Source organism: Streptomonospora nanhaiensis, from assembly GCF_026642255.1.
Lineage (GTDB): Bacteria > Actinomycetota > Actinomycetes > Streptosporangiales > Streptosporangiaceae > Nocardiopsis > Nocardiopsis tropica.
This window is the reverse complement of record NZ_CP113264.1, coordinates 4,485,115-4,505,163: the sequence shown is the minus strand read 5'-3', so window position 1 is coordinate 4,505,163 and position 20,049 is coordinate 4,485,115. Positions and strand designations below refer to the sequence as shown.

Below are 20,049 nucleotides of genomic sequence, written 5' to 3'. Positions count from 1 at the left end.
GAGAGCCGATCCTGCGCCTGCAGTACGGACAGGGTCCGGAGACGACCACGGTTGCTCCTCAGTCGTTGATCATGGCCAGGAGCAGGACGCCGCAGAAGACGAGGAAGGCCGTGGTCGGCCATGACGAGAACTGACCCTTGAAGTTGCGTGCGGTCACAGAAGCCTCCGGGTGCCGAGGGAAGGGGAAGACGGAACCTGAGTACCACGCGCCGGTGACACTCCGCAGTTCGTCGCTACGAAAAGTCACCCTCTGTCCTGCTTGTCAGGTGCCCTCCGCCGTGGCCGGGGCGGAAGGCCCCACGGGCGCCGGTGGCGGCCGCTGTGCGGCGAGTCCGCCGTGCGCCGCCTCCCGCCGGTCGGCCCGTCGTCATCGGAGCGGTCGATCCGGGAATGAAAACGGTTATCATTGGCTTATTAGGCGTGAGACCCCGAGGAGGCATCCATGGCACGCAACGAGGTACGCCCCATCATCAAGCTCAAGTCCACTGCGGGCACGGGCTACACCTACGTGACCCGCAAGAACCGGCGCAACACACCCGACCGGCTCACCCTGAGCAAGTACGACCCCCGGGTCCGCCGCCACGTCGAGTTCCGCGAGGAGCGCTGACCCGGCCCGGCCGCCCGCACAGCCGCCGCGCCCCGGCCCCGACCGGGGCCGGCGCCGAGGACACCGCCAGGAGGCACGCATGAAACCCGGAATCCACCCCGCCTACGGGCCCGTCGTCTTCCGCGACCGCGCGGGGGACTTCTCCATCCTCACCAGGTCCACCGCCACCAGCGACAAGACCATCGAGTGGAGCGACGGCAACACCTACCCGCTGATCGACGTCGAGATCTCCAGCGCCAGCCACCCCTTCTACACCGGCAACGCCCGGGTGGTCGACACGGCCGGACGCGTGGAGCGCTTCCAGCGCCGCTACCAGCGCAAGGGCTGACGCCCGACCGCGGCGGGGCGAGCGCCCCGCCGCCCGACCCACCCCACGACAACGACGAGGACAGGGCCGATGGCCGTACCCAAGCGCAGGATGTCGCGCTCCAACACCCGCACGCGCCGTTCCCAGTGGAAGGCCACCACCCCGGACCTGGTGCGCGTCACCCTGGGGGGACGCGAGTACCTGGTGCCGCGCAACCTCGTCCGCGCCTACCGGCGCGGACTGCTCTCCCCGCCCGCCTGAGCGGGACGCGACGACCGCCGCCGCACGCCGGGCCGCCCCGGGGCGCGGCGGCGTCCGTGTTCAGACCACCCGGACGATGTGCTTGCCCCGCACGCCCCCGGCCTCCAGCGCCCGGTGCGCGGCGGCCACGTCCGAGAGCGGGTGCACCGTGTCCACCACGGGTCGCAGGGCGCCCTCCTCGACGTACCGGGTCAGATCGGCGAACAGCGCGTGCCGGGGCTGGCCGCTGAAGAACCGCACCCGCCGTGAACCGAACACGTACGAGGCCAGGACGTAGCCCACCATGGCCGCCGAGTCGAAGGACAGCCCGATCATGCGCCCGCCGGGCGCCAGCAGCCGCCGCAGGGCCGGCAGGTCCGACCCCGCGCTGTCGACGATGACGTCGAACCTCCCCAGATCGGCCAGAGGGGTCGCGGCGTAGTCGAAGGCCTCCTCGGCGCCGAGCTCGCGGACCAGGTCCAGGTTGCGCGCGGACGCGAGCCCGGTGACGCGCCCGCCCATCGCCTTCGCGATCTGAACCGTGGTGTTGCCCACGCCGCCGCTCGCCCCGCGCACGAGCACCCGCTCGCCGCTCCGGAGGCGGGCCTTGTCGCGCAGGGCGGTGATCGAGGTCGTGCCGACCGGCAGTGCCGCAGCCTCGACCAGGTCGATGCCCTCCGGTGCCAGGGACACCTGCCGGGTCGGCACCGCCACGTACTCCGCCGCGCTGCCGAACCCCATTCTCGGCAGCAGGCCCCACACCCGGTCGCCCACCCGGTAGCCGGTGGCGCCCGGCCCGGTCTCCGCGACCTCGCCGGTGAAGTCCATGCCGACCCTCTTGGGGAAGGAGCGGCCCGCCACCCACCGAAGCCCGCCCGAGCGCAGCAGCAGTTCGCCGCCGTTCACGCTGACGGCGTGGACCCGCACGAGCAGCTGCCCGGGGCCGGCGGTCGGGGCCGGGACCCGGCCCTCGTACAGGACCTCCGGGGGGCCGTACCCGTCGTACAGCGCCGCTCTCATCAGGCTCGCCGATCCCATTGCCCACTCCTTCGGATGTGCGGAGGACACACTCCCCGCCTTATGTGGACAGGGTCGTCCGCTTTCTCTCCACGCTAACGCGCCAAACGGACAGCACCATCCGTTTGCCGTAAAGTGAGAGGCATGGCAGAGCGGACCTCTCGGATGGAGCCCGGCGGCGCCGCCCGCGTCGCGGAGAACCCCTCGGGCGCAGGGGCGGAGCCGCCCGCCGTGCGCGAACCCCCGATCGCGGGCCGGGGCCTGCGGTCCGACGCCCGGCACAACCGCCGGCGCATCATGGAGGCCGCCCGGGCGGCGTTCGCCGAGCGCGGGATCGACGTGCCGATGGTCGCGATCGCACGCCGGGCGGGGGTGGGGCCGGCGACCCTCTACCGCCGCTTCCCGACCAGGGAGACCCTGGTCGCCGAGGTCTTCGCCGACGAGATGGCGGAGTGCGCCGGGCTGGTCGACGAGGCGCTCGCCGACCCCGACCCCTGGCGCGCCTTCTGCACGGTGCTCACGGAGGTGTGCGCCATGCAGGCGGCCGACAAGGGCTTCACCGAGGCCTTCCTCGCGGCCTTCCCCGACTCCGACGGCTTCGACGAGCGGCGCGTCCACGTCGAACACGGCCTGGACGAGCTGATCCGCAGGGCCAAGGAGTCGGGGCGGCTGCGCGCCGACTTCGCCCGGGAGGACATCGTCCTGGTGCTCCTGGCCAACGGCGGCATCGTCACATCCGACCCGGAGACGACCCGGGCGGCCTCGCGGCGCCTGGTCGCCCACATGCTCCGGTCCTTCGAGAGCGCGGGCGGCTCCGGGGAGCTGCCCCCGGTGCCCCCGATCGGACTGGGCCAGCTGTACCGGCTGCCGGGGGACTGACGCCGACCGGGGCGCGCCCCGACCGGACGTACGAAACGCCCCCACCCCTGGCATCCGAATCCCCGCGGGTCGGGCAGGCTTGGACCCGTGACGACCCGAACCGCCCCGGACGCCCCCGTCCCGGACCCCAGCACCGCGCGCACACCGCGCAGACCCGTCGACCTCCTCCTGGGCACGGCGGGCCTGCTGCTGGTGGCGGCGATCATGCTCGCCGTCCGCGTGGCCACCGACAGCGGCGACGCGGCCGACCCCGACCGGCTCCGATCGATCATGCCCTCCGGCCTGCTCCTGTTCGTCGCGGTGGGCGCGAACCTGGTGATCATCGTCCTGGTCTGCTACGTGGTCCTGCGCACCCTGTTCACGGGGAGGCCCCGGGACCTCGCGCGCGCCATGGCCTCGGGCGTCGCCGCCTACGTCCTCGCCTCCCTCATCAACGCCGCCCTGGCCACCCTGATCAGCCCCGGCCAGGTCCCCAACCCCCTCACCCCCGCCCCCGACGACGTCTTCACCGGCGCCACCCTGGGCTACGTGGCCGCGGTCCTCGCCTTCATCCGCACGATGCCCACGGGCCTGCCGCGCACCCGCTCCGTCCTGTGGGCGGGGAACACCGCCGTCGCGGTCTGCGCCCTCCTGGCCGGGGTCACCAGCCTGCTCGCCCTCGTGCTCACCGTCCTGGTCGGCCTGACCTGCGCCTTCCTCGCCCGTTACGCCATCGGCGCGGGCGCTCCCGCCCCGGCCGACGACCGGCGCCTGCGCGCCGAGCTGGAACGGTTCGGCATGACCGCGACCACCGTCGCCCGGGCGGGCGAGGACCGGGAGGGCAACCCGCGCCACCTGGCCGAGCTAGACGACGGCGGCCGGGTCGAGGTCACCGTGCTCAGCTCCGAGAACACCTCCGGGTTCTGGCGGCGCCTGCGCGACCTGGTGTTCCTGCGCGGACCGGTCGCCCCCCGGATGCTCTACGGCGTGCGCCGCCGGGCCGAGCACGCCGCGCTGATGAGCTACTCCGCCCGGAACGCCGGCGTCACCGTCCCCCGGGTCCTGGGCGTGGGCGAACTCGGCCCCGGCACCGTCGTCCTCGTCCGCGAACTCCCCGGCTCCCTGCCCCTGGAGGACCTGGACGACGACGCCCTCACCGACGACGTCCTCGACCTGTGCTGGAACGGGCTCGGGACCCTGCACCGCCACCGCATCGCCCACGGCGGGCTCAGCGGGGCCACGGTCGGGATCCTGGGGGCCGCCCCGGAGAGGGCGGGGTTCACCGGCATCGACCGGGGCACGGTGGCCGCACCGCAGATGAGGATCTCCCTCGACCACGCCGCGATGGTCACCCTGCTGGCGATGCGGGTCGGCGCCGAACGCGCGGTGGACTCGGCCGTGCGCTCCCTCGGGGTTCCCGCCACGGCGGCGATCCTGCCCTTCCTGCAACCGGCCGGCCTGCCCTACCCGCTGCGCTCGGGCCTGCGCGCGCACCGCGGGCTCCTGGGCCGGCTGCGTGAGCGCATGGTCGAGACCGCCCCCGAGGCGCCCGCCGAACCGGCCCGCCTGGAGCGCATGCGGCCCCGCACGATCGTCAGCTTCGTGGTCGCGACCGCCGTCGGACTGGTGCTCCTCTACCAGCTGACCGGGGTCGACTTCAGCACCATCGGCCAGGCCGACCCGGCGTGGGCGGCCGCCGCCTTCGTCATGTCCACCGTGTGCATGGTCGCCGCGGCGATGATCCTGGTCGGGTTCGTGCCGGTCCCGCTGCCCTGGTGGCGCACGGTCATGGTCCAGTACGCGGCCTCGTTCGTGCGGATCGCCGCCCCGGCCGGGCTCGGGTCCATCGCGGTCAACACCCGCTTCGTCACCAGGGCGGGAGCCCCCGCCGCGCTGGCGCTGTCGGCCGTGGGCCTCACACAGCTGGTCGGGTTCCTCATCCACGTGCCGCTGCTGCTGGTGTGCGCCTACCTCACCGGCGCCTCGTACTGGACGGGCTTCACCCCCTCGCCGACCGTCGTGGGGATCAGCATCGCGGGGACCGCGGTGGTCGCCGTGGTCCTGCTGTCGCCCCGCATGCGCCGGGCGATCGCCTCCCGGACCCGCCCCTACCTGCAGGGGGTGCTGCCGCGGCTGCTGGACATGCTCCAGAGCCCGTCCTCCCTGCTCCTGGGGTTCGGGGGGACGCTGCTGCTGACCGTGGGGTTCGTGCTGTGCCTGTACGCCTCGGTGGCGGCCTTCACCGACCCGGGCACGCGGGTGAGCCTGGTCGCGGTCGCCGTGGTCTTCCTGGCGGGCAACGCGATCGGCTCGGCCGCGCCCACCCCGGGCGGCCTGGGTGCGGTCGAGGCCGCGCTGATCGGAGGGCTCACGGCCGTGGCGGGCGTGCCCGCGGCCGTGGCGCTTCCCGCGGTGCTGCTGTTCCGGCTGCTGACCTTCTGGTTCCCGGTCCTGCCGGGCTGGGCGGCCTTCAGCCACCTCCAGCGCCGTGAGGCGATCTGACCGGGAGGATTGCGGCGGGGTGCGCGCCCGGCCCCGCCGGGGGCGGGCGGGGGCGCGGTGGCCGGCGCCGCTAACCTGGGAGGACAGGGCCCGTGCGAGCGGGCGGTGCGCGGCCCCCGGTCCCTCCCCGCCTGTCGGCGGGACTCCTGTCCCGGCGCGGGGCGAGGGGGTCGAACACCGCGGCCCCGGCCCCGGAGACGAGCGGTTCGGGCAGGTCAGGCGAGTGATCCCATCATGTGCCGTTTGTCACTGGCGGGCGTCGGCGGGGGTAATCCTCAATTAAGATCGGGAAAATAGGAAATTCTGGTGGCAGGTCGGGTCCGTCCCGTTCCCTCCACCGCACCGCACCCGTGAGGATCCCCTTCATGCGCCGCACCGCCATCGCCGTCCCCGCCACCGCAGTACTCCTGGCGGTGGCCGCCTGTGGCGCCCCGTCCGAGAACGCCTCCGAAGCCGCCTCCGGCGAGGACACCCTCGTGGTCGGCGCGACGGCGGTCCCCGCCGGGGACATCCTGGAGTTCGTCGACGCGGAACTGGCGGCCGGGGCCGGGCTGGACCTGGAGATCGTCGAGTTCTCCGACTACATCGCCCCCAACGCCGCCCTCGACGAGGGGCAGCTGGACGCCAACCTCTACCAGCACGCCCCCTTCCTCGACGAGTTCAACGAGGGCAACGGCACCGACCTCGTCTCCGTCCAGGAGATCTACCTGCCCCCGCTGGGCCTGTACTCCAACAAGGTCGACGCGGTCGAGGACCTGCAGGACGGCGCCGAGGTCGCGCTGCCCAACGACCCGACCAACGAGTTCCGGGCGCTTTTGCTGCTGGAGGAGGGCGGCCTGATCACCCTGGCCGAGGGCGTCGACGAGGCCACCTTCTCGCTCTCCGACATCGAGGAGAACCCGAAGGACCTGGAGTTCCGCGAGGTCGAGGCCGCGCAGCTGCCCCGCTCGCTGGACGACGTGGACGCCGCGATCGTCAACAACAACTACGCCCAGGAGGCGGGCCTGGACTTCGAGGAGGACAGCATCCTCCTGGAGCAGGTCGAGGGCAACCCGTACGTGAACGTCCTCGCCGCCCGCGCCGACAACGCCGACGACCCCCGCGTGGCCACCCTCGTGGAGCTGCTGACCTCGCAGGAGACCGCGGCGTTCATCGAGGAGGAGTACGCCGGCAGCGTCATCCCCGTCACCGCCGGCTGATCCCGGCCTCCCGCGCACCCCGTCCGGAGGCGCACCCGCACGGCCGTCCCACCGCACCGGTGGGGCGGCCGTCGGCCGCTGCCACCGGTGGAGGCCCGGGCGGCCCCCGTGGCCGCCGACGGGTCTCCCCGTAGGCATCGGCTCCGGCCGGAAGGGTCGGCCACGGGTTCGACCGCTCGGACCCGTGGCCGGATGGGGCCATCTCCCTCCGCGGCGGTCCCGCGAACGCCTACCGTGGTGGCCCCTACTTCGGAGGTCCCATGAGAGGCTGTCTCGTCTTCCTGGCTCTGGGCATCGCGGGCGGCATCGGTTACCCGCTGGTGGGAAGGGCGGCGGGCGGCGACCTGTCCGCACTGCTCCCGCTCACCGCACTGGCGGCGGCGACCGCGGCGCTGGTCCTGTTCATCCGCACGCGGCGGAAGGGGGCAGCGGATGACGGCAGCACGTCCGTCGCCGCCGCTGCCGCTGCCGCTGCCGTTGACGGCATCGCCGGCAGCGACGACAGCGACGACAGCGACGACGGTGCCGAGGAGGGCGGGAACGGCGGGAACGGCGATCGGGAACGCGGTGGCGGTGGCCGTGTCCGGAACCGCGTGGCCAGGGCCGGGCTCGTCCTGTTCATCGGCATGTTCCCCGTCCTGTTCCTCCTCGCGTTGTTCGAGGCGGCCTCCTGGCTCGCCCCCTACGCGATGGGCGCGGGCGGCGTCGGGTTCGCGCTCTCCCTCTTCGGTGACGGCGGCAGCACCGGCGGGGACGGCGGTGACGGCGGCGGTGAGTGACGGTGGCCGGGCCCGCACCGCGCCTGCTCGGGCCGGTGGTCCCGAAGCCGCGGTCGAGGGCAGGGCAGCCGGGCCGAGCGGGAGGAAGGCGGTGGGCCGGCCGTCCAGGTCCGCCGACAGGTGTGCGCGGAACCGCCCCGCCCCGGGCCGGGGAGGCGCCGGCAGCACGGCGGGTCCGCGCTCCACGGCGGTTGAGTCTCAAGCCGCTCGAGACCCGATAGTGGCGGTATGCACGACAACGACCTGTACCCGATCGGGGACGCCGCGCGCCGATCCGGCCTGAGCGTCAGCGCCGTCCGGTTCTACTCCGACGCCGGGGTCATTCCCCCCACACGCCTGACCGGGGCCGGCTACCGGCTCTACGACGTCCACGCCATCGCCCGGCTGGAGCTCGTGCGGACCCTGCGCGAGCTGGACGCCGGCCTGGAGGACATCCGCCAGGTGCTCGACGGCGAGAGGACCCTGCACGACCTCCTCACCGCCCACCTGGGGATCGTCGAACGCCAGGAGCGCGGTCTACGCGCGAGGCGCGCCGTTCTGAGGACCCTGGTCCGGCAGGAGGGGACCGCCGCCCAGGCGGCGCTCCTGCACAAACTCGTCTCGATGACCGACGAGGAGCGCGAACGGCTCGTCGACGACTTCTGGAACGAGGTCGGCGAGGGCCTGGACGTGCCCCCGGTGTTCGTCGAGCGGTTGCGGCAGCTGCGGCCCCAGCTGCCGGAGGACCCCACCGCCGCCCAGCTCGAGGCCTGGATCGAGCTGGCCGACCTGGTCAGTGGCCGGGAGTTCCGCACAGCGGTCCACGACTACCTCCAGGTCACCTACACGACCGAGCCGGGGAAGCTCTTCGCCGCCTCACCGGTGCAGGAGTTCATGTACGAGACGGGGGTGCCGATCATGGAGGACATCCTCTCCGTCCACCGTTCCGGGGAGCCCGCGGAGTCCCCACGCGCCCGGGAGGCGGTCGTCCGCCTGGCCGATGCCGCCGCCGCGCTCGGCGGCGCCCGGTCCACCGCCGGGTACCGGGACAACTTGGCGTCGTACCTGGTCGAACTCATCAGGCTGGAAGAGGAGGAGCCGGTGGAGGACCCCTGGTTCGACAGCACGCACGGCAGGTACACGAGCCTGGTGGCGGTGATCAACGGGGGCCCGCCCGGCGGGGAGGAGGGCCCGGTGCCCTGGCCGTGGATCATGGCGGCCCTGCGCGCGTCGGTCCCCGGGGACTGACGGGCGCGGGGCCCGCCCCCGGACGGGCCCCGCGGCACGGGGTCAGCCCGTGAGGGCGTCGGCGAAGAAGGCGAGCGAGCGGTCGACCTCTCCGAGGGAGGGGCCGCGGTTGAGGTGCCCGTGCGGCATCCCCGCCGCGAGGTAGGTCCTGTGGGGAACCCCCGACTCCTCCAGCTGCCTGGCGAGCAGTTCGCCGGAGGGCCGCAGGTCGTCGTACTCGGACAGCAGGATGCTGGTCGCCGGAAGGCCGGACAGGTCCGCGGCCCCGGGCATCGCGTCGGCCGGGAGCCCGCCCACGCGGCCCACGTAGTTGCGCACCATGGCCTCGATCGACTCGGGGGTGAACCGCAGGACCGGCGGCAGGACCTCCATCCGGGCCGCGCCGTCCGCGTCCAGCGCCGGGGTCGGGAAGTGGACGAAGGGGTAGGCCAGCAGCACCGAGCGGGGGAGGGGGAGGCCCCGGTCGCGCAGCCGCAGCGCCGTGGACAGGGCGAGCGCGGAACCCGCGCTCGCCCCTCCGAGGGCGACGGCGCCGGCCTCCGCCCAGCCCGTTCCGGCGAGCCACGTCCACGCCGCGTACGCGTCGTCGACGGGGACCGGGTAGCGGACGCCGTCCACGGCGAGGCGGTAGCCGACGGAGACGACCAGGGCCTGTGCGCGGGCGGCCAGCTCCGAACCGACGGTGTGTGCCTCCGGCATGTCCAGGTCCCCGGCCATGAACCCGCCGCCGTGCAGCCACAGCAGCGCGCGGCCGCTCTGCTCCCGCGGCCGGTAGATCCGTACGGGGACCTCCCCGTGGGGGCCCGGGACGGTGCGGTCCTCGACCGAGACGTCGGGCATCCGCCACTCGGCGGGGTCGCGGTGGTACTCGGCGAAACACCGCGCCGCCTCGGGGTCCGAGCGCGCCATGGCGCGGTCGCCGAGGCCTTCGAGGTGGTGCAGCCTGCCGGCGAGGTAGGGGTCGAGGGTCATTCCGTCTCCGGGTTCTCGGGTCGGTGCGTCCCGGGTGTGTTCCGCGGACCGCGGGGAGCGGCCGGACCGGGCACGCGGAGGACGGCGGTGTCCGTGGCGCACGCGGCAGCGGGGTGGGACGCGGTGATCCTGTCATACCTGGGGTCCGGCGCCCCGAACCGCTCCGGACGGTACGGCCGTTGCGTGCGCGGATCCCGGTCGCCGCGCACCCCGGGGCCGCCTGCCGCCGGCGGCACGGGAGGCCCCGGCACGCCGCCGGACACGGACGAGCCCCGCCCGGGCTCCCCAACCCGGGCGGGGCTTCTCTCCTGTGATGGTCTGGTCAGCGGTTGGGCGGGGCCGCGCTCACGTCCGCCAGCGCGGAGTCCTCGTCGACCACCCGCGCCAGGTCGCCCATGGTCACGATGCCCACGACCTCGGGCCCGTCGACGACGGGCAGGCGGCGCACGCTGGACGCGCGCATGGCGTGGACGGCGTCCCGGAGGCTGCTCTGGCGCGGAACGGTCACGACCTCGGCGCTGCAGACCTGGCCGACCGTGACCCTGTCCGGGTCCCCCTCGTCGGCCACGCAGCGCACCACGATGTCCCGGTCGGTGAGCACCCCGCGGATCCTCCCGGAGTCGGTCACCACGACATCGCCCACGTCCTCGTCCCGCATGATCCTGGCGGCCTCGCGCAGGGTCGTTTCCGGTGCGACCGTGTGAACGGTCTCGCTCATCACTTCGGCGATACTGTCCGCCATGGTCAGCTCCTCTCACGATTGCCGGCCTCGCACAGGGCCCTAGCCGACTTCCCGACGCCTAAACGTTCCCGTCCCTCCTTCCTCGCGTGTCCCGGGGCGCGGCTCCGACGCCCGGGAGGGCGCGGGCCGGGCGATACCTGGTGCGGGCCCGCAGGTGGGAGTCGGGCCGCCGGAGAGGACCGGTTCGACGGCCGGGGGGCCGCGCCGGACCTGTGGGCGGCGGCAGACCCATGCCGGCCGGGGCCGACGCGTTCCGGTGAGCGGGGCGCCTCGGCGCGCTCAGGAGCGGGGGGCAGCGGCGCCCCCGGCGGCGGTGGCGGCCGCCCGTGCTCCGAAGGCGAGGCCCGCGGCCGCCAGCTCCCCGAGGGCTTCGACCGTCCGGGGGTCCTGGGCCGCGTCGGGGGTGACGGTGCGCAGCCCTCCCGGGCCGAGGGAGGCCAGCGCCCTCGTCAGGTCCGGGGACGGAGGGGACACCGGATCCTCGAGGGGGAACGGCGCGAGCACGGCGAGGGCCGCGGCCACCGTCCACAGCTCGTGGAGCAGGCCGTAGCCCAGCGCCCCCTCCAGGGCGCGGCCCGTGGGGGAGGCCGCCCACCGGTCCAGCGCCCCGCACAGGTCCGCGTGCTCGACCCCCGCCTGTCGCAGTTCCTCCCGCATCAGGGCCACGTGGCCCTCGTAGCGGTGTGCCGCGGTGTCCCAGCGGATCGCCGCGGCGCGGGCACGGCGCCAGCTCACGAACGGCACCAGCCCGGGTGCGTGAAGGACGTCCTCGGCCACGGCCTCCCCGGGGCGCGCGAGCAGGGCGGACCGCCGGGCTCCCATCGCGTGGTCGTTGCCCACCAGGCTCGTGTCGCCGTCGTGCTGGACCAGGTTGGGCACCGTGACGAACGCGCTCCGGCCCCGCTCCTCCAGGAACCGGGCGACCACCTCGTCGTCGTGTTCGGCCGGATCGTGGGAGTCGATCGCCCTGACCAGGGCGGAGGCCGTCGCCGCGGGCAGGGCCAGGCCGACGGTGGGCACGAAGGCGTCGACGCACTCGGCGAGGCCGAACCCGCCCATGGACGCCCACCGCGCCATCGACCCCGTCCCCGACCCCCATTCGCAGAACAGGGCGACGGGAAGGTCCGGGTGGGCGCACAGGACCCCGGCCAGGGCGTCCGCCATACCGGCCACCGGTGCGGCGTCGTCCTGGAGCACCAGGTGGTGGGTGGCCCCCGGCGGTGCCGCCGCCCAGGCGGCACGTGCCGTCCGCAGGGTCGCCGGCGGGCCGTCCGGTTCCGGGTCGAGGACGACCCGGGGGGAGAGCCCGGGGAGGGAGGCCGCCAGGCGGTGGGCCGCCGCGGAGCGTTTCGGGTGCGCCATGATCGCGCAGGAGAGGTGGACGCCGGACATCAGTGCCCCCGATGGGTGGAAGGAAGGGCATCCCCGGACCCGGGGACGACGGTGTGGTCGTGGGATCTCGCGGTCGTCCGCAGCCGCGCGGTACACCCGGTAGGACGGGGACACCGGCGCGGGGAGGACGCGGTCATCGCTCCGGCTGCCGGAGCCCGGACACCGGTACGGGACCGGTGACGGCCTCCTCCCCGGCGCCGCGGCCTCCCGGGGCGGCGCCTGTCCCCCGGCCCGCGCCATGCGCTCCTCCAGGGCGTCCAGGGACTGCCAGGCCCGCATGCCCAGGGAGGTCTGGAGGTCGGCCTCCGGGTAGTTGGCGCCGCACATCACCATCGCGGCGGTCGCCTGCAGCGCCAGCGCGAGCCCGGTGAGCGAGACGGCCCCCTGCGCGGCGCCGGAGGCGAGCAGGGCCAGGACGGAGCAGACCGCGAGCAGTCCCAGGGCGGTGTAGCCCAGGTACGGGACGAGGAACACCCGGCGCCTGGCCCGGGACACGCGGTCGTGCGCCCTCGTGTGCTCGTCGACGTAGCGGTCGGTGAACCAGGCGGTGAGCCCGAACAGTCGCAGCTCCTTGGCGTCGCGGGCGCCCATGGCCACGCCGCGCAGGTGGTTCGCGCGGCGCAGCACCGCGCCCACCCCGGTGTCGTACACACGTGACAGCACCCGCAGGCCGCCGCGCTGCCCCGTCCGGAAGACGAGTACCGCCACCAGGAGCGCAGCCGCCATCGCCCAGGAGGCCACGACCCCCAGGAGGGCGGTCAGTGCGGCGAGGCGCACGTAGCGGGCCACGAGCGCCAGCATTCCGGCGCAGGCGCCGCCCGGGGTGTGCGCCCGGGCCTCGAACCAGCGGTTCACCTCGTCCAGGGAGTCGAGCGCGGCCGGGTCCTCCAGCGGGCCGATGCCGGTGCTGCGCAGCGACGCCCGGATGAGGCGCTGCTGCAGGAGGCCGTCCATCCGCCGCGTCATGAGCTCGCCCAGCATGTGCTGCACGGGGGTGAGGAGGGTCTGGAGGGCGAAGAGCGCGGCAGCGGCCAGGAAGGTCCGCACGAGCGCGGACCAGGCCTGCGACCCCACCCCCGCCGCCACCGCCGCGGGCACCTGGCCGATCACGACCGAGGTGGTCACGACGAACGCGACGGGCAGCACGCCCAGGACCACGTTGACCAGGAACAGCGCCGAGGACAGGGCCGGGCCGGTCGAGGGGATCGCCCGGATGATGCGCACACGGGCCAGGACGGCCTCGTCCCACCAGCGTTCCACGCCCGGACGCCGGTCGCGGGTCCCGGCCCGGGAGGACGTGCGGGAGGGGGTGCGTGCTCTCGGTTCCCACTGCTCACGGGCGGCTCCAGGTCGGGGTGTGGCGCGGACGGGACCCGGGTCTGCGGCCTCGGGGCCCCGCGTCGTCGGGTCGACGGGTGTGGGGAGCTGGGGCGGACGGCGTGCTCCTGCTCGTCGGGTCTGCGGGGCGCGCGGCGGGTCTCTTCCGGCCGACGGCTCCAGATCGTAGGCCACGGATCACCGTGTGTCCGGGGTCCGTCCCCGGCGGAGGAACGCCCTCGGAGTCCGTTCCGGTGGACCGGATCCGCTTGACGTGGGAGCGCTTCCATCCCAGGGTGAACAGAAGGAAACCCTGGCCACATCCGGCCAGGGGCGGGGCGTCCGGCCAGGGGTCGGGGCCGGTGGTGGACGCCAGCGGGGACGGGCGCCGTGTTCCCCGTGGTCGCCGCGGGACGGGGGCCTCGCATGCTCCGCCCCCGGTCGGCCGCCCGCGCCGGCCGGCCTGCCCCCGCTGCCGACGGGCCGTGCCCGGACGGGTGGAGGATGGGCGGTGGCCGAAGGAGGAGCGGAGGGCGGATGGCGTTGCGGATTCTGTTGGTGAGCGGGATCAGGCCCTGGGACCCGTTCGGCGGGGCGATGCGGACGAAGGTGATCGCCGGCGCCCTCGCCGGGCTCGGCACCGTTGACCTGCTGGTGCTGCCGCTCGACGGGAAGCACGAGGAGCCGCCCGCGGACTCCGTCTTCGACCGGGTGCTCACCGTGCCGCAGGAGTTCTCCCCGTTGGACCAGGACAGGTCACCGGCGCGCCGGGTCACCGAATTCCTCAGGGGCACCCTCGCCGCGCAGATCGGCAAGACACGCGGGGCCGTCCTGGAGAAGGCTCCCGGCTGGTTGGCGGGTACCCGGTACGACCTCGTCTGGTACATGCGCGAACACGTCTGGTTGATGACCCGTGGCCTGGTCTCCGCGCCCACCGTCATCGACGTGGACGACCTGAGGGACGTGCTGCTGGCCCGCTGGCTCTCCATCGGCAAGGCTGACCGGGGCATGGAGCTCACCCCGGTCCGCAGACTGGACATGCACCGGGTCATCGCCCGCTGGCGGCGTATCCACCGCCGGGCCGCGCAGGGTGCGGACGTGCTGATCTACTCGGGACAGGGCGACCTCCGCCGTTCCGGTTTTCCGAACTCGCTGGTGGTCCCCAACACGTACACACCTCCCGCCGGGGACCGTGTGGACGGCGGGGCGCAAACGGCGGAGGAGAGGGGGCCGGGAAGGCCCACCATCCTCTTCCAGGGGGTCCTGTCCTACGCCCCCAACGCCGACGCGGCCGCATGGCTGGTGAAGGGGATCGCGCCCCTGGTCCGGGAGGAGTTCCCGGACCTGCGCGTGCTGCTCGCCGGCCAGTCCTCGCCGCGCATCGACGCACTCGGCCGGTCCCCGGGGGTCGAGGTCACGGGCATCGTTCCCAGCATGACGCCCTACCTCCGTCAGGCGGACCTGGTGGTCGCGCCCCTGCGCGTGGCCGGGGGCACGCGCATCAAGATCCTGGAGGCCTTCGCCCACCGGGTGCCGGTGGTCTCCACCACCGTGGGGGCGGAGGGGCTGGAGGTCCGGGCCGGCGAGCACTGCGGGATCGCCGACACCACGGAGGCGATCGCCGACGAGTGCGTGCGGCTGCTCTCCGACCGCGCCGCCGCCCGCGCCACGGCCGACCGCGCCCACGAACTCTACGATTCCTCCTACCGCCCGGAGAAGGCCGCCGAGCAGGTGGCCCGGGCGGTCGACACGGCCCTGTCCGGGGGGCGCCGACGGAGGGCGGCGCGGATCCCCCGGGGGCCGCAAAACGAGTGGACCGCCGCGCGGAGGAAGCCGATCATGGGGCGATGAGCGAGCAGCCGACGGTCAGCACCCTGACCCTGCGCCACAGGATCCCGGACGACTGGACGGCGGACCCCTGGGCCGAGGTGCGGCCCCTCGTCGATGGAGCCGACGTCCTGGCGGAGGTCCACCCGGAAGGCAGGGCGCGCAGCTGCCGGTTCTGGACCGGGCCGGCCGCCGGCCGGCCGCTGGCGGTCACGGAGGAACCCCGCAGGACCATGATCACCGAGCCGACCTGCACGGCCGGCTGCTGCGGCGCCCTGTACGCCACCATTCGCCGCGAGGGGGGCCGGGTGGTCTGGGACTCGTGGGAGAACACGAGCGACAGCTCCGTCGTACCGGCGGACCTCCACTTCGACGCCGCCCGGTACGAGGCCGAACTCGCACGGGCCGCCGCCGACCGCAGCTGGGAGGAGCCGGTGGACACCGCCGCCCGGCTCCTCGGGCGGACCCTCGCGGAGAGCCGCTGGTTCGAGCGCTGGGGCTGCGTCCTCACGGAGGTCTCGCCGCGGCGCGAGGATCCCGGCCTGCCGGAGGAGCTCCGGGAACCCGAGGGCGTGGACGTCGGGTTCCACCGGGCCGGGGAGACGGGCGAGCGGATGGACGCCTACCGGTACACGCTGTTCGTCGACCGTGACCGCCCCGTGGCGGAGCAGGTGCGGAGGATGGCGGACCTCGTCCTGGCGGAGGATCCGCGCAGGACCGCAGAGCGGGAGCGCTGAGCCCGGCCTGGAGGGGGAGAGGGCGATCCGGTCCCGGGGGAGACCCCGCCCGCGCGCCTGCGTGTGCCGGCCCCGGGGCTCGCCCAGCATGGTCCCCATGAACGCATTGGCTCTCGTGTGCAGCCTCAAACCGTCGCCCGCCCCGTCGAGCAGCGAACTGATGGCGCGGCAGGTCCTCGACGCCCTGGCCGGCCACGGTGTCGCCGGCGACCTCGTCAGGGTCGTGGACCACGACGTCCGCCCCGGTGTGGAGACCGACATGGGCTCGGGCGACGCCTGGCCGGACATCCGGCGGCGCCTCCTGGCCGCGGACATCCTCGTGATGGCGACGCCGACGTGGGTCGGCCACATGTCCAGCGTCGCCCAGCGGGTCCTGGAGCGGCTCGACGCAGAGCTGGGCGAGACCGACGAGCAGGGGCGTCCGTCCATGTTCGGCAAGGTCGCCGTGACGGCGGTCGTCGGCAACGAGGACGGCGCTCACAAGATCACCGCGGACCTGTTCCAGGCCCTGGGGGACACGGGTTTCACCATTCCGGCCCAGGGCGGCACCTACTGGAACAACGAGGCCATGAACCCCAAGGACTACAAGGACCTGGAGCAGACCCCGGAGGCGGTCGCCTCCACGACGGCCACCCTGGCCCGCAACGCGGCCCACCTGGCACGGAGCCTGCGCGAGAACCCCTACCCCGCACCCTGACGCGGGCCGGGGGAGCGGCGCCGGCCGCTACCGGCCCGGCCCCTCCCCGCGCGCCGGGGACGGCGCGGGGGACGGCCCGGGGGCGGCGGCGCAGGCGGCCAGGACCTCCTCCGCACCGATGGACTCCGGGTCCGGGGCGAGGCGCTCGGAGCGGGGGTCCCCGCGGCTTCCCGCCCACAGGCAGCGGTGGGAGTCCCGGTCGACCAGCGGCCCCCACAGTTCCGCTCGTCCGCGCACCCGTGCAGCCTGACCGCACCGCCACCGACCCGTCGGCGCGAGGACGAACACGGCGGGCCGAAGGCGCTGCGGCCGCGCGGCCGCGGAGCAGACCGTGTGCGGATCCGCCTTGGGACCATGTTTACCGGCGACCGCCTTCGGTAGTCGAGAGGGTGCGTTCGCCATCACACCCCAGTCTCGGAGGGAGCGGTCGCATGCGCATTCTCGGGGTCAACGCCGTGTTTCACGACCCGGCCGCCGCGCTCGTCGTGGACGGGCGGACCGTCGCCGCCGCGGAGGAGGAGAGGTTCTCCCGGCGCAAGCACGGTAAGGAGGCCGTCCCCTACTCCGCCTGGGAGCTGCCGTCGGCGTCGATGCGGTGGTGCTTGGAGCGGGCGGGCCTGCGGCCCGCCGACCTGGACGCGGTCTCCTACTCCTACGATCCGGCCCTGGCCGACCCCTCCGGGCCGGGTCAGGACGTGGCCTGGGAGCAGCTGCGGCTGTTCTACGTCGAGCGCGCGCCCCACTTCCTGGCCTCGGAGCTGCCCGGCCTGGACCCGGCGAAGGTGGTGTACGTCCCCCACCACGTGGCCCACGCCGCCTCCGCCGGGCTCGCCGCCCCGCCCGAGGCGGGGGGCGGGGACTGCGCGGTGTTCGTGGCGGACGGCCGGGGCGAGGCGGCCTCGCACCTGGCCGGCTCCTACACGGACGGGCGCCTGGAGGTCCTGGCGCGCCAGCCCCTGCCGGACTCCCTCGGGCTGGTCCACGAGGAACTCACCGAACACCTGGGGTTCCACCGCTCCAGTGACGCGTACACGGTGACGGCCCTGGCCTCCTACGGTTCACCGACCATGCTCGACCGCTTGCGAGAGAGCATCGGCTACGAGGGGGAGGGGCTGGTCCGGGCGGCGGGCGTGGACTGGAAGTCCCTCACCGAGCCCTGCCGGGAGGGCGAGACGCCCACCCGGGAGCACGCGGACCTGGCCGCGAGCGTCCAGGCCGCCATGGAGGAGGCGCTGCTCGGCGTCCTCGGCTGGCTGCACCTGCGGACGGGGAAGAGGAGCCTGACCATGGCCGGGGGCGTCGCGCTCAACTGCGTCGCCAACAGCCGTATCGCCGCCGAGGGGCCCTTCGACAGCGTGTGGGTGCAGCCCGCAGCCGGGGACGCGGGCACGGCCCTGGGCGGGGCGATGCACCTGGCCTCGCTGTCCGGGGACGCGGTCGAGCCCATGCCGGGAGCCGAACTGGGCCGCTCCTGGGACGAGGAGGAGCTGCGGGCCCTGCTCGACGAGGCCGACGTCGAGTTCGAGCGCCCCTCCGACCTCGCCGACGCCGTCGCCGCCGAACTGGACGCCGACGCCCTGGTCGCCTGGTTCCAGGGAGGGGCGGAGTACGGCCCGCGGGCCCTGGGCCACCGGTCCCTGCTCGCCAACCCGTTCAACGCCGGCAACCTCGAACGGCTCAACGACGTCAAGGGGCGCGAGTGGTTCCGGCCCGTGGCGCCCATCGTGGCCGAGCGCAGGGCGGGGGAGATCTTCTCCGGCGGTCCCCTGCCGAGCCCCTACAAGCTCTTCGTCCACGAGGTGGAGCCCGCCTGGCGCGAGCGCCTGCCGGCGGTGGTCCACGTGGACGGCACCGCCAGGGTGCAGACGGTCTCGCCCGAGGACGACCCGCTCACCGCGCGGCTGCTGGACCGATTCGAGGAGCGCAGCGGCCTCCCCGTCCTGGTCAACACGGGCCTCAGCACGGCGGGGCGGCCCATGGTCGACTCGCCGCGCGACGCCCTGGAGTGCTTCGGGTCGGCGCCGGTGGACATCCTCGCGATCGGCCCCTTCCTGGTGCGCCGCCGCACCCGGGCGGGCCGGCGGTAGCGGCCCCGGGTACGCGGTCGTCGTCCCCGCGGCGGGCCGCCCGGGAGCGGAAGGCGCTGCCCGCCGAGGTCGAGAGCGGGCTCAGGCCGCTCCCGGGCCCGCCGCTACGCCGGGTGAGGGGGACCGCGCGCCGGGTCCCTCCGCCGGGACGCCGCGGGAGGGGCCCTGTCCGGCGACGTCGGCCGCCTCGGACCGTGCCTTCAGCCCGACGCCCGCAGCCGGGCCCCGCCCAGGAGCTCGTCGACGTACTCGAACTCGTCGAGCAGGCGCCGGGTCTCGATGAGGAACACCCCGTAGGGCCGGGTCGGGTCGCCCAGCGGCGGGGTGCCGTCGCTGCCGCCGGCGCAGACGCCCTCCAGGGCGGACCCGTGCCGCCGGACGCCCTCGACCGCCTCGTGGAACCGCTCCGCCTGCGCATGCGTGCGCAACCCGTCCGGCTCCTCCAGCACGCTCAGTGCCGAGGCGACGGACTGCACGAGTTCGCCGCACCTCACCAGGAACTCCCAGTGGGGGTCGGCGCGATCGTCCTTCTGCCAGCGGTCCAGGGCCCGAGCCAGGGACTCGACCTGTCTGACGGCCCTTTCCAGGCTGTCGACGAGCTGCTCGTAGAACTGCGGCCGGGGCTCCGAGCGCCCCCGCCCGCCCAGGACCCGGCGCGGGTTGTAGTACACGCTCTCCCGCGCGGTCCCGACGGCCAGCCGGGACTGCCGGACGGCCGGTTCGAGCGCGTTGGCCCGCTGCCTCCACCACGCGCTCGTGGACTCGTCGATCCGCCCCTCCAGCAGGCCCCGGCTCATGTCCGCGCACAGGTGGCGCAGGGAGCCGACCAGGGTCTGCAGGGCGGACTCGGCGCTGCGGAACCGCAGGGGCGGGAACACGAGGAGGTTGACGGCCACGCCGATCGCGCTCCCCACCAGGACCAGCAGCACGATCTGGCCGAGCTGGGAGAGCCGCTCCGCAGTTCCCGAGGTGGACACGTACGTGGCGAAGGCGAAGAACGCGGCGGTGGCGACCTGGGGCCCGTACCGGCCGAGGGCGCGCCACTGCCCCACGCCCAGGGCGACGAGGGCCACGAGGACGAACGTGAGGATGTCCGGGCCCGCAGTCAGCGCGGACACGGCCTGGAGGGCGACCCCCAGGACGATGGCGCCGACGAAGCGCAGGGACTGCACGACGGACTGGTAGACGGTCACCTGCACCATCAGCACCGCGGAGAACGGGGCGAACGCCGGGCTCGGCGCCGCCATGAGGTGGTGGGCGACGAGCCACGCCAAGGTGGCGGCGAGGGCGCCCTTCGCCACCAGGGCCAGGGTGTGCCGCTCGTAGCTCCCCGAGGCCACGGACCTGGTCAGCCATACCCGGAGCCGTGCGTACCAGTCCGTCCCGGACGCGGCCGGCCCACCGGGGCTCCCCGGCCCCGCGTCCGTGCGCCACGTCCCCACGACTTTTCTCAGGAGGTCTCCTCGCACACCCTCTCCCTCGTCTCGTCCGGAACGGCCGGGAGCGGGCGGGGGAGCGCGCACCGGTCGCGCCGTCCGCCCC

At 74.5% G+C, this 20,049-nt stretch carries 18 protein-coding genes; 12 read left to right on the top strand and 6 right to left on the bottom strand.

Annotated features, from left to right (window positions below; translation table 11 throughout):
- The first annotated feature begins 442 nt into the window (after nt 1-442).
- The 3 genes from rpmG (at nt 443) to rpmF (ending at nt 1,175) form a co-directional block, all read left to right on the top strand.
- Nucleotides 443-607 (top strand): 50S ribosomal protein L33, encoded by a 165-nt coding sequence (gene rpmG / locus OUQ99_RS19620; protein ID WP_267945242.1) that lies wholly within the window; start codon nt 443-445, stop codon nt 605-607.
- 79 nt (nt 608-686) lie between these two features.
- The gene (locus tag OUQ99_RS19615; RefSeq protein WP_267945241.1) at nt 687-935 is read left to right on the top strand and encodes a type B 50S ribosomal protein L31; all 249 of its coding nucleotides are present in this window, start codon (nt 687-689) and stop codon (nt 933-935) included.
- 69 nt (nt 936-1,004) lie between these two features.
- Nucleotides 1,005-1,175: a 50S ribosomal protein L32 gene (rpmF, locus tag OUQ99_RS19610; protein ID WP_267945240.1), complete on the top strand. Its 171-nt coding sequence runs from the start codon at nt 1,005-1,007 to the stop codon at nt 1,173-1,175.
- A 60-nt stretch (nt 1,176-1,235) separates the two neighbouring features.
- On the opposite strand, the gene OUQ99_RS19605 is transcribed toward rpmF, so the two are convergent.
- A complete protein-coding gene (locus OUQ99_RS19605; protein WP_267945239.1) occupies nt 1,236-2,192 on the bottom strand; it encodes an NAD(P)-dependent alcohol dehydrogenase in 957 nt (318 codons plus the stop codon).
- 123 nt (nt 2,193-2,315) lie between these two features.
- Here OUQ99_RS19605 and OUQ99_RS19600 point away from each other — a divergent pair, with 123 nt between their 5' ends.
- The 5 genes from OUQ99_RS19600 to OUQ99_RS19580 all read left to right on the top strand — a co-directional run bounded on the left by OUQ99_RS19600 (nt 2,316) and on the right by OUQ99_RS19580 (nt 8,736).
- Nucleotides 2,316-3,050, top strand: coding sequence for a TetR/AcrR family transcriptional regulator (locus tag OUQ99_RS19600; protein ID WP_267945238.1), 735 nt, complete (start codon nt 2,316-2,318; stop codon nt 3,048-3,050).
- A gap of 87 nt (nt 3,051-3,137) precedes the next feature.
- Nucleotides 3,138-5,531: a lysylphosphatidylglycerol synthase transmembrane domain-containing protein gene (locus OUQ99_RS19595; RefSeq protein ID WP_267945237.1), complete on the top strand. Its 2,394-nt coding sequence runs from the start codon at nt 3,138-3,140 to the stop codon at nt 5,529-5,531.
- Nucleotides 5,532-5,896: 365 nt separating this feature from the next.
- Entirely contained in the window at nt 5,897-6,730 is an 834-nt protein-coding gene (locus OUQ99_RS19590) for a MetQ/NlpA family ABC transporter substrate-binding protein (RefSeq protein WP_267945236.1), read from the top strand.
- Nucleotides 6,731-6,990: 260 nt separating this feature from the next.
- Entirely contained in the window at nt 6,991-7,509 is a 519-nt protein-coding gene (locus OUQ99_RS19585; RefSeq protein ID WP_267945235.1) for a hypothetical protein, read from the top strand.
- A gap of 228 nt (nt 7,510-7,737) precedes the next feature.
- Complete coding sequence (locus OUQ99_RS19580; RefSeq protein WP_267945234.1) at nt 7,738-8,736, top strand: MerR family transcriptional regulator; 999 nt, start codon at nt 7,738-7,740, stop codon at nt 8,734-8,736.
- Between the two features lie 42 nt (nt 8,737-8,778).
- Here OUQ99_RS19580 and OUQ99_RS19575 read toward each other — a convergent pair whose 3' ends face one another.
- The 3 genes from OUQ99_RS19575 to OUQ99_RS19565 form a co-directional block, all read right to left on the bottom strand.
- Nucleotides 8,779-9,708 carry an alpha/beta hydrolase fold domain-containing protein gene (locus OUQ99_RS19575; RefSeq protein WP_267945233.1) on the bottom strand — a complete coding sequence of 310 codons (930 nt, stop codon included), beginning with the start codon at nt 9,706-9,708 and terminating at the stop codon, nt 8,779-8,781.
- A 322-nt stretch (nt 9,709-10,030) separates the two neighbouring features.
- Nucleotides 10,031-10,450, bottom strand: coding sequence for a CBS domain-containing protein (locus OUQ99_RS19570; protein ID WP_267945232.1), 420 nt, complete (start codon nt 10,448-10,450; stop codon nt 10,031-10,033).
- Between the two features lie 279 nt (nt 10,451-10,729).
- On the bottom strand, nt 10,730-13,102 hold the full coding sequence (locus OUQ99_RS19565; RefSeq protein WP_267945231.1) for a hypothetical protein: 2,373 nt from the start codon (nt 13,100-13,102) through the stop codon (nt 10,730-10,732).
- A gap of 594 nt (nt 13,103-13,696) precedes the next feature.
- On the opposite strand from OUQ99_RS19565, the gene OUQ99_RS19560 reads away from it, so the two are divergent.
- The 3 genes from OUQ99_RS19560 to OUQ99_RS19550 all read left to right on the top strand — a co-directional run bounded on the left by OUQ99_RS19560 (nt 13,697) and on the right by OUQ99_RS19550 (nt 16,420).
- A complete protein-coding gene (locus tag OUQ99_RS19560) occupies nt 13,697-15,010 on the top strand; it encodes a glycosyltransferase (protein WP_267945230.1) in 1,314 nt (437 codons plus the stop codon).
- Nucleotides 15,007-15,723 carry a hypothetical protein gene (locus tag OUQ99_RS19555; protein WP_267945229.1) on the top strand — a complete coding sequence of 239 codons (717 nt, stop codon included), beginning with the start codon at nt 15,007-15,009 and terminating at the stop codon, nt 15,721-15,723. The genes OUQ99_RS19560 and OUQ99_RS19555 overlap by 4 nt, the downstream gene beginning before the upstream one ends.
- A 97-nt stretch (nt 15,724-15,820) precedes the next feature.
- The gene (locus tag OUQ99_RS19550; protein ID WP_267945228.1) at nt 15,821-16,420 is read left to right on the top strand and encodes a flavodoxin family protein; all 600 of its coding nucleotides are present in this window, start codon (nt 15,821-15,823) and stop codon (nt 16,418-16,420) included.
- A 27-nt stretch (nt 16,421-16,447) separates the two neighbouring features.
- On the opposite strand, the gene OUQ99_RS19545 is transcribed toward OUQ99_RS19550, so the two are convergent.
- Nucleotides 16,448-16,657 (bottom strand): hypothetical protein, encoded by a 210-nt coding sequence (locus tag OUQ99_RS19545; RefSeq protein ID WP_267945227.1) that lies wholly within the window; start codon nt 16,655-16,657, stop codon nt 16,448-16,450.
- 194 nt (nt 16,658-16,851) lie between these two features.
- Here OUQ99_RS19545 and OUQ99_RS19540 point away from each other — a divergent pair, with 194 nt between their 5' ends.
- The gene (locus OUQ99_RS19540) at nt 16,852-18,507 is read left to right on the top strand and encodes a carbamoyltransferase family protein (protein WP_267945226.1); all 1,656 of its coding nucleotides are present in this window, start codon (nt 16,852-16,854) and stop codon (nt 18,505-18,507) included.
- Nucleotides 18,508-18,707: 200 nt separating this feature from the next.
- On the opposite strand, the gene OUQ99_RS19535 is transcribed toward OUQ99_RS19540, so the two are convergent.
- Nucleotides 18,708-19,976: an FUSC family protein gene (locus OUQ99_RS19535; RefSeq protein WP_267945225.1), complete on the bottom strand. Its 1,269-nt coding sequence runs from the start codon at nt 19,974-19,976 to the stop codon at nt 18,708-18,710.
- Nucleotides 19,977-20,049: the final 73 nt, after the last annotated feature.

Bases quoted from the DNA above. Each gene is read 5' to 3' on its own strand.
- OUQ99_RS19615 (WP_267945241.1), top strand. From the start codon at position 687: ATGAAACCCGGAATCCACCCCGCCTACGGGCCCGTCGTCTTCCGCGAC.
- OUQ99_RS19590 (WP_267945236.1), top strand. From the start codon at position 5,897: ATGCGCCGCACCGCCATCGCCGTCCCCGCCACCGCAGTACTCCTGGCG.
- rpmG (WP_267945242.1), top strand. From the start codon at position 443: ATGGCACGCAACGAGGTACGCCCCATCATCAAGCTCAAGTCCACTGCG.
- OUQ99_RS19555 (WP_267945229.1), top strand. From the start codon at position 15,007: ATGAGCGAGCAGCCGACGGTCAGCACCCTGACCCTGCGCCACAGGATC.
- OUQ99_RS19540 (WP_267945226.1), top strand. From the start codon at position 16,852: ATGCGCATTCTCGGGGTCAACGCCGTGTTTCACGACCCGGCCGCCGCG.
- rpmF (WP_267945240.1), top strand. From the start codon at position 1,005: ATGGCCGTACCCAAGCGCAGGATGTCGCGCTCCAACACCCGCACGCGC.
- OUQ99_RS19550 (WP_267945228.1), top strand. From the start codon at position 15,821: ATGAACGCATTGGCTCTCGTGTGCAGCCTCAAACCGTCGCCCGCCCCG.
- OUQ99_RS19605 (WP_267945239.1), bottom strand. From the start codon at position 2,192: ATGGGATCGGCGAGCCTGATGAGAGCGGCGCTGTACGACGGGTACGGC.
- OUQ99_RS19580 (WP_267945234.1), top strand. From the start codon at position 7,738: ATGCACGACAACGACCTGTACCCGATCGGGGACGCCGCGCGCCGATCC.
- OUQ99_RS19585 (WP_267945235.1), top strand. From the start codon at position 6,991: ATGAGAGGCTGTCTCGTCTTCCTGGCTCTGGGCATCGCGGGCGGCATC.
- OUQ99_RS19575 (WP_267945233.1), bottom strand. From the start codon at position 9,708: ATGACCCTCGACCCCTACCTCGCCGGCAGGCTGCACCACCTCGAAGGC.
- OUQ99_RS19600 (WP_267945238.1), top strand. From the start codon at position 2,316: ATGGCAGAGCGGACCTCTCGGATGGAGCCCGGCGGCGCCGCCCGCGTC.
- OUQ99_RS19560 (WP_267945230.1), top strand. From the start codon at position 13,697: ATGGCGTTGCGGATTCTGTTGGTGAGCGGGATCAGGCCCTGGGACCCG.
- OUQ99_RS19570 (WP_267945232.1), bottom strand. From the start codon at position 10,450: ATGGCGGACAGTATCGCCGAAGTGATGAGCGAGACCGTTCACACGGTC.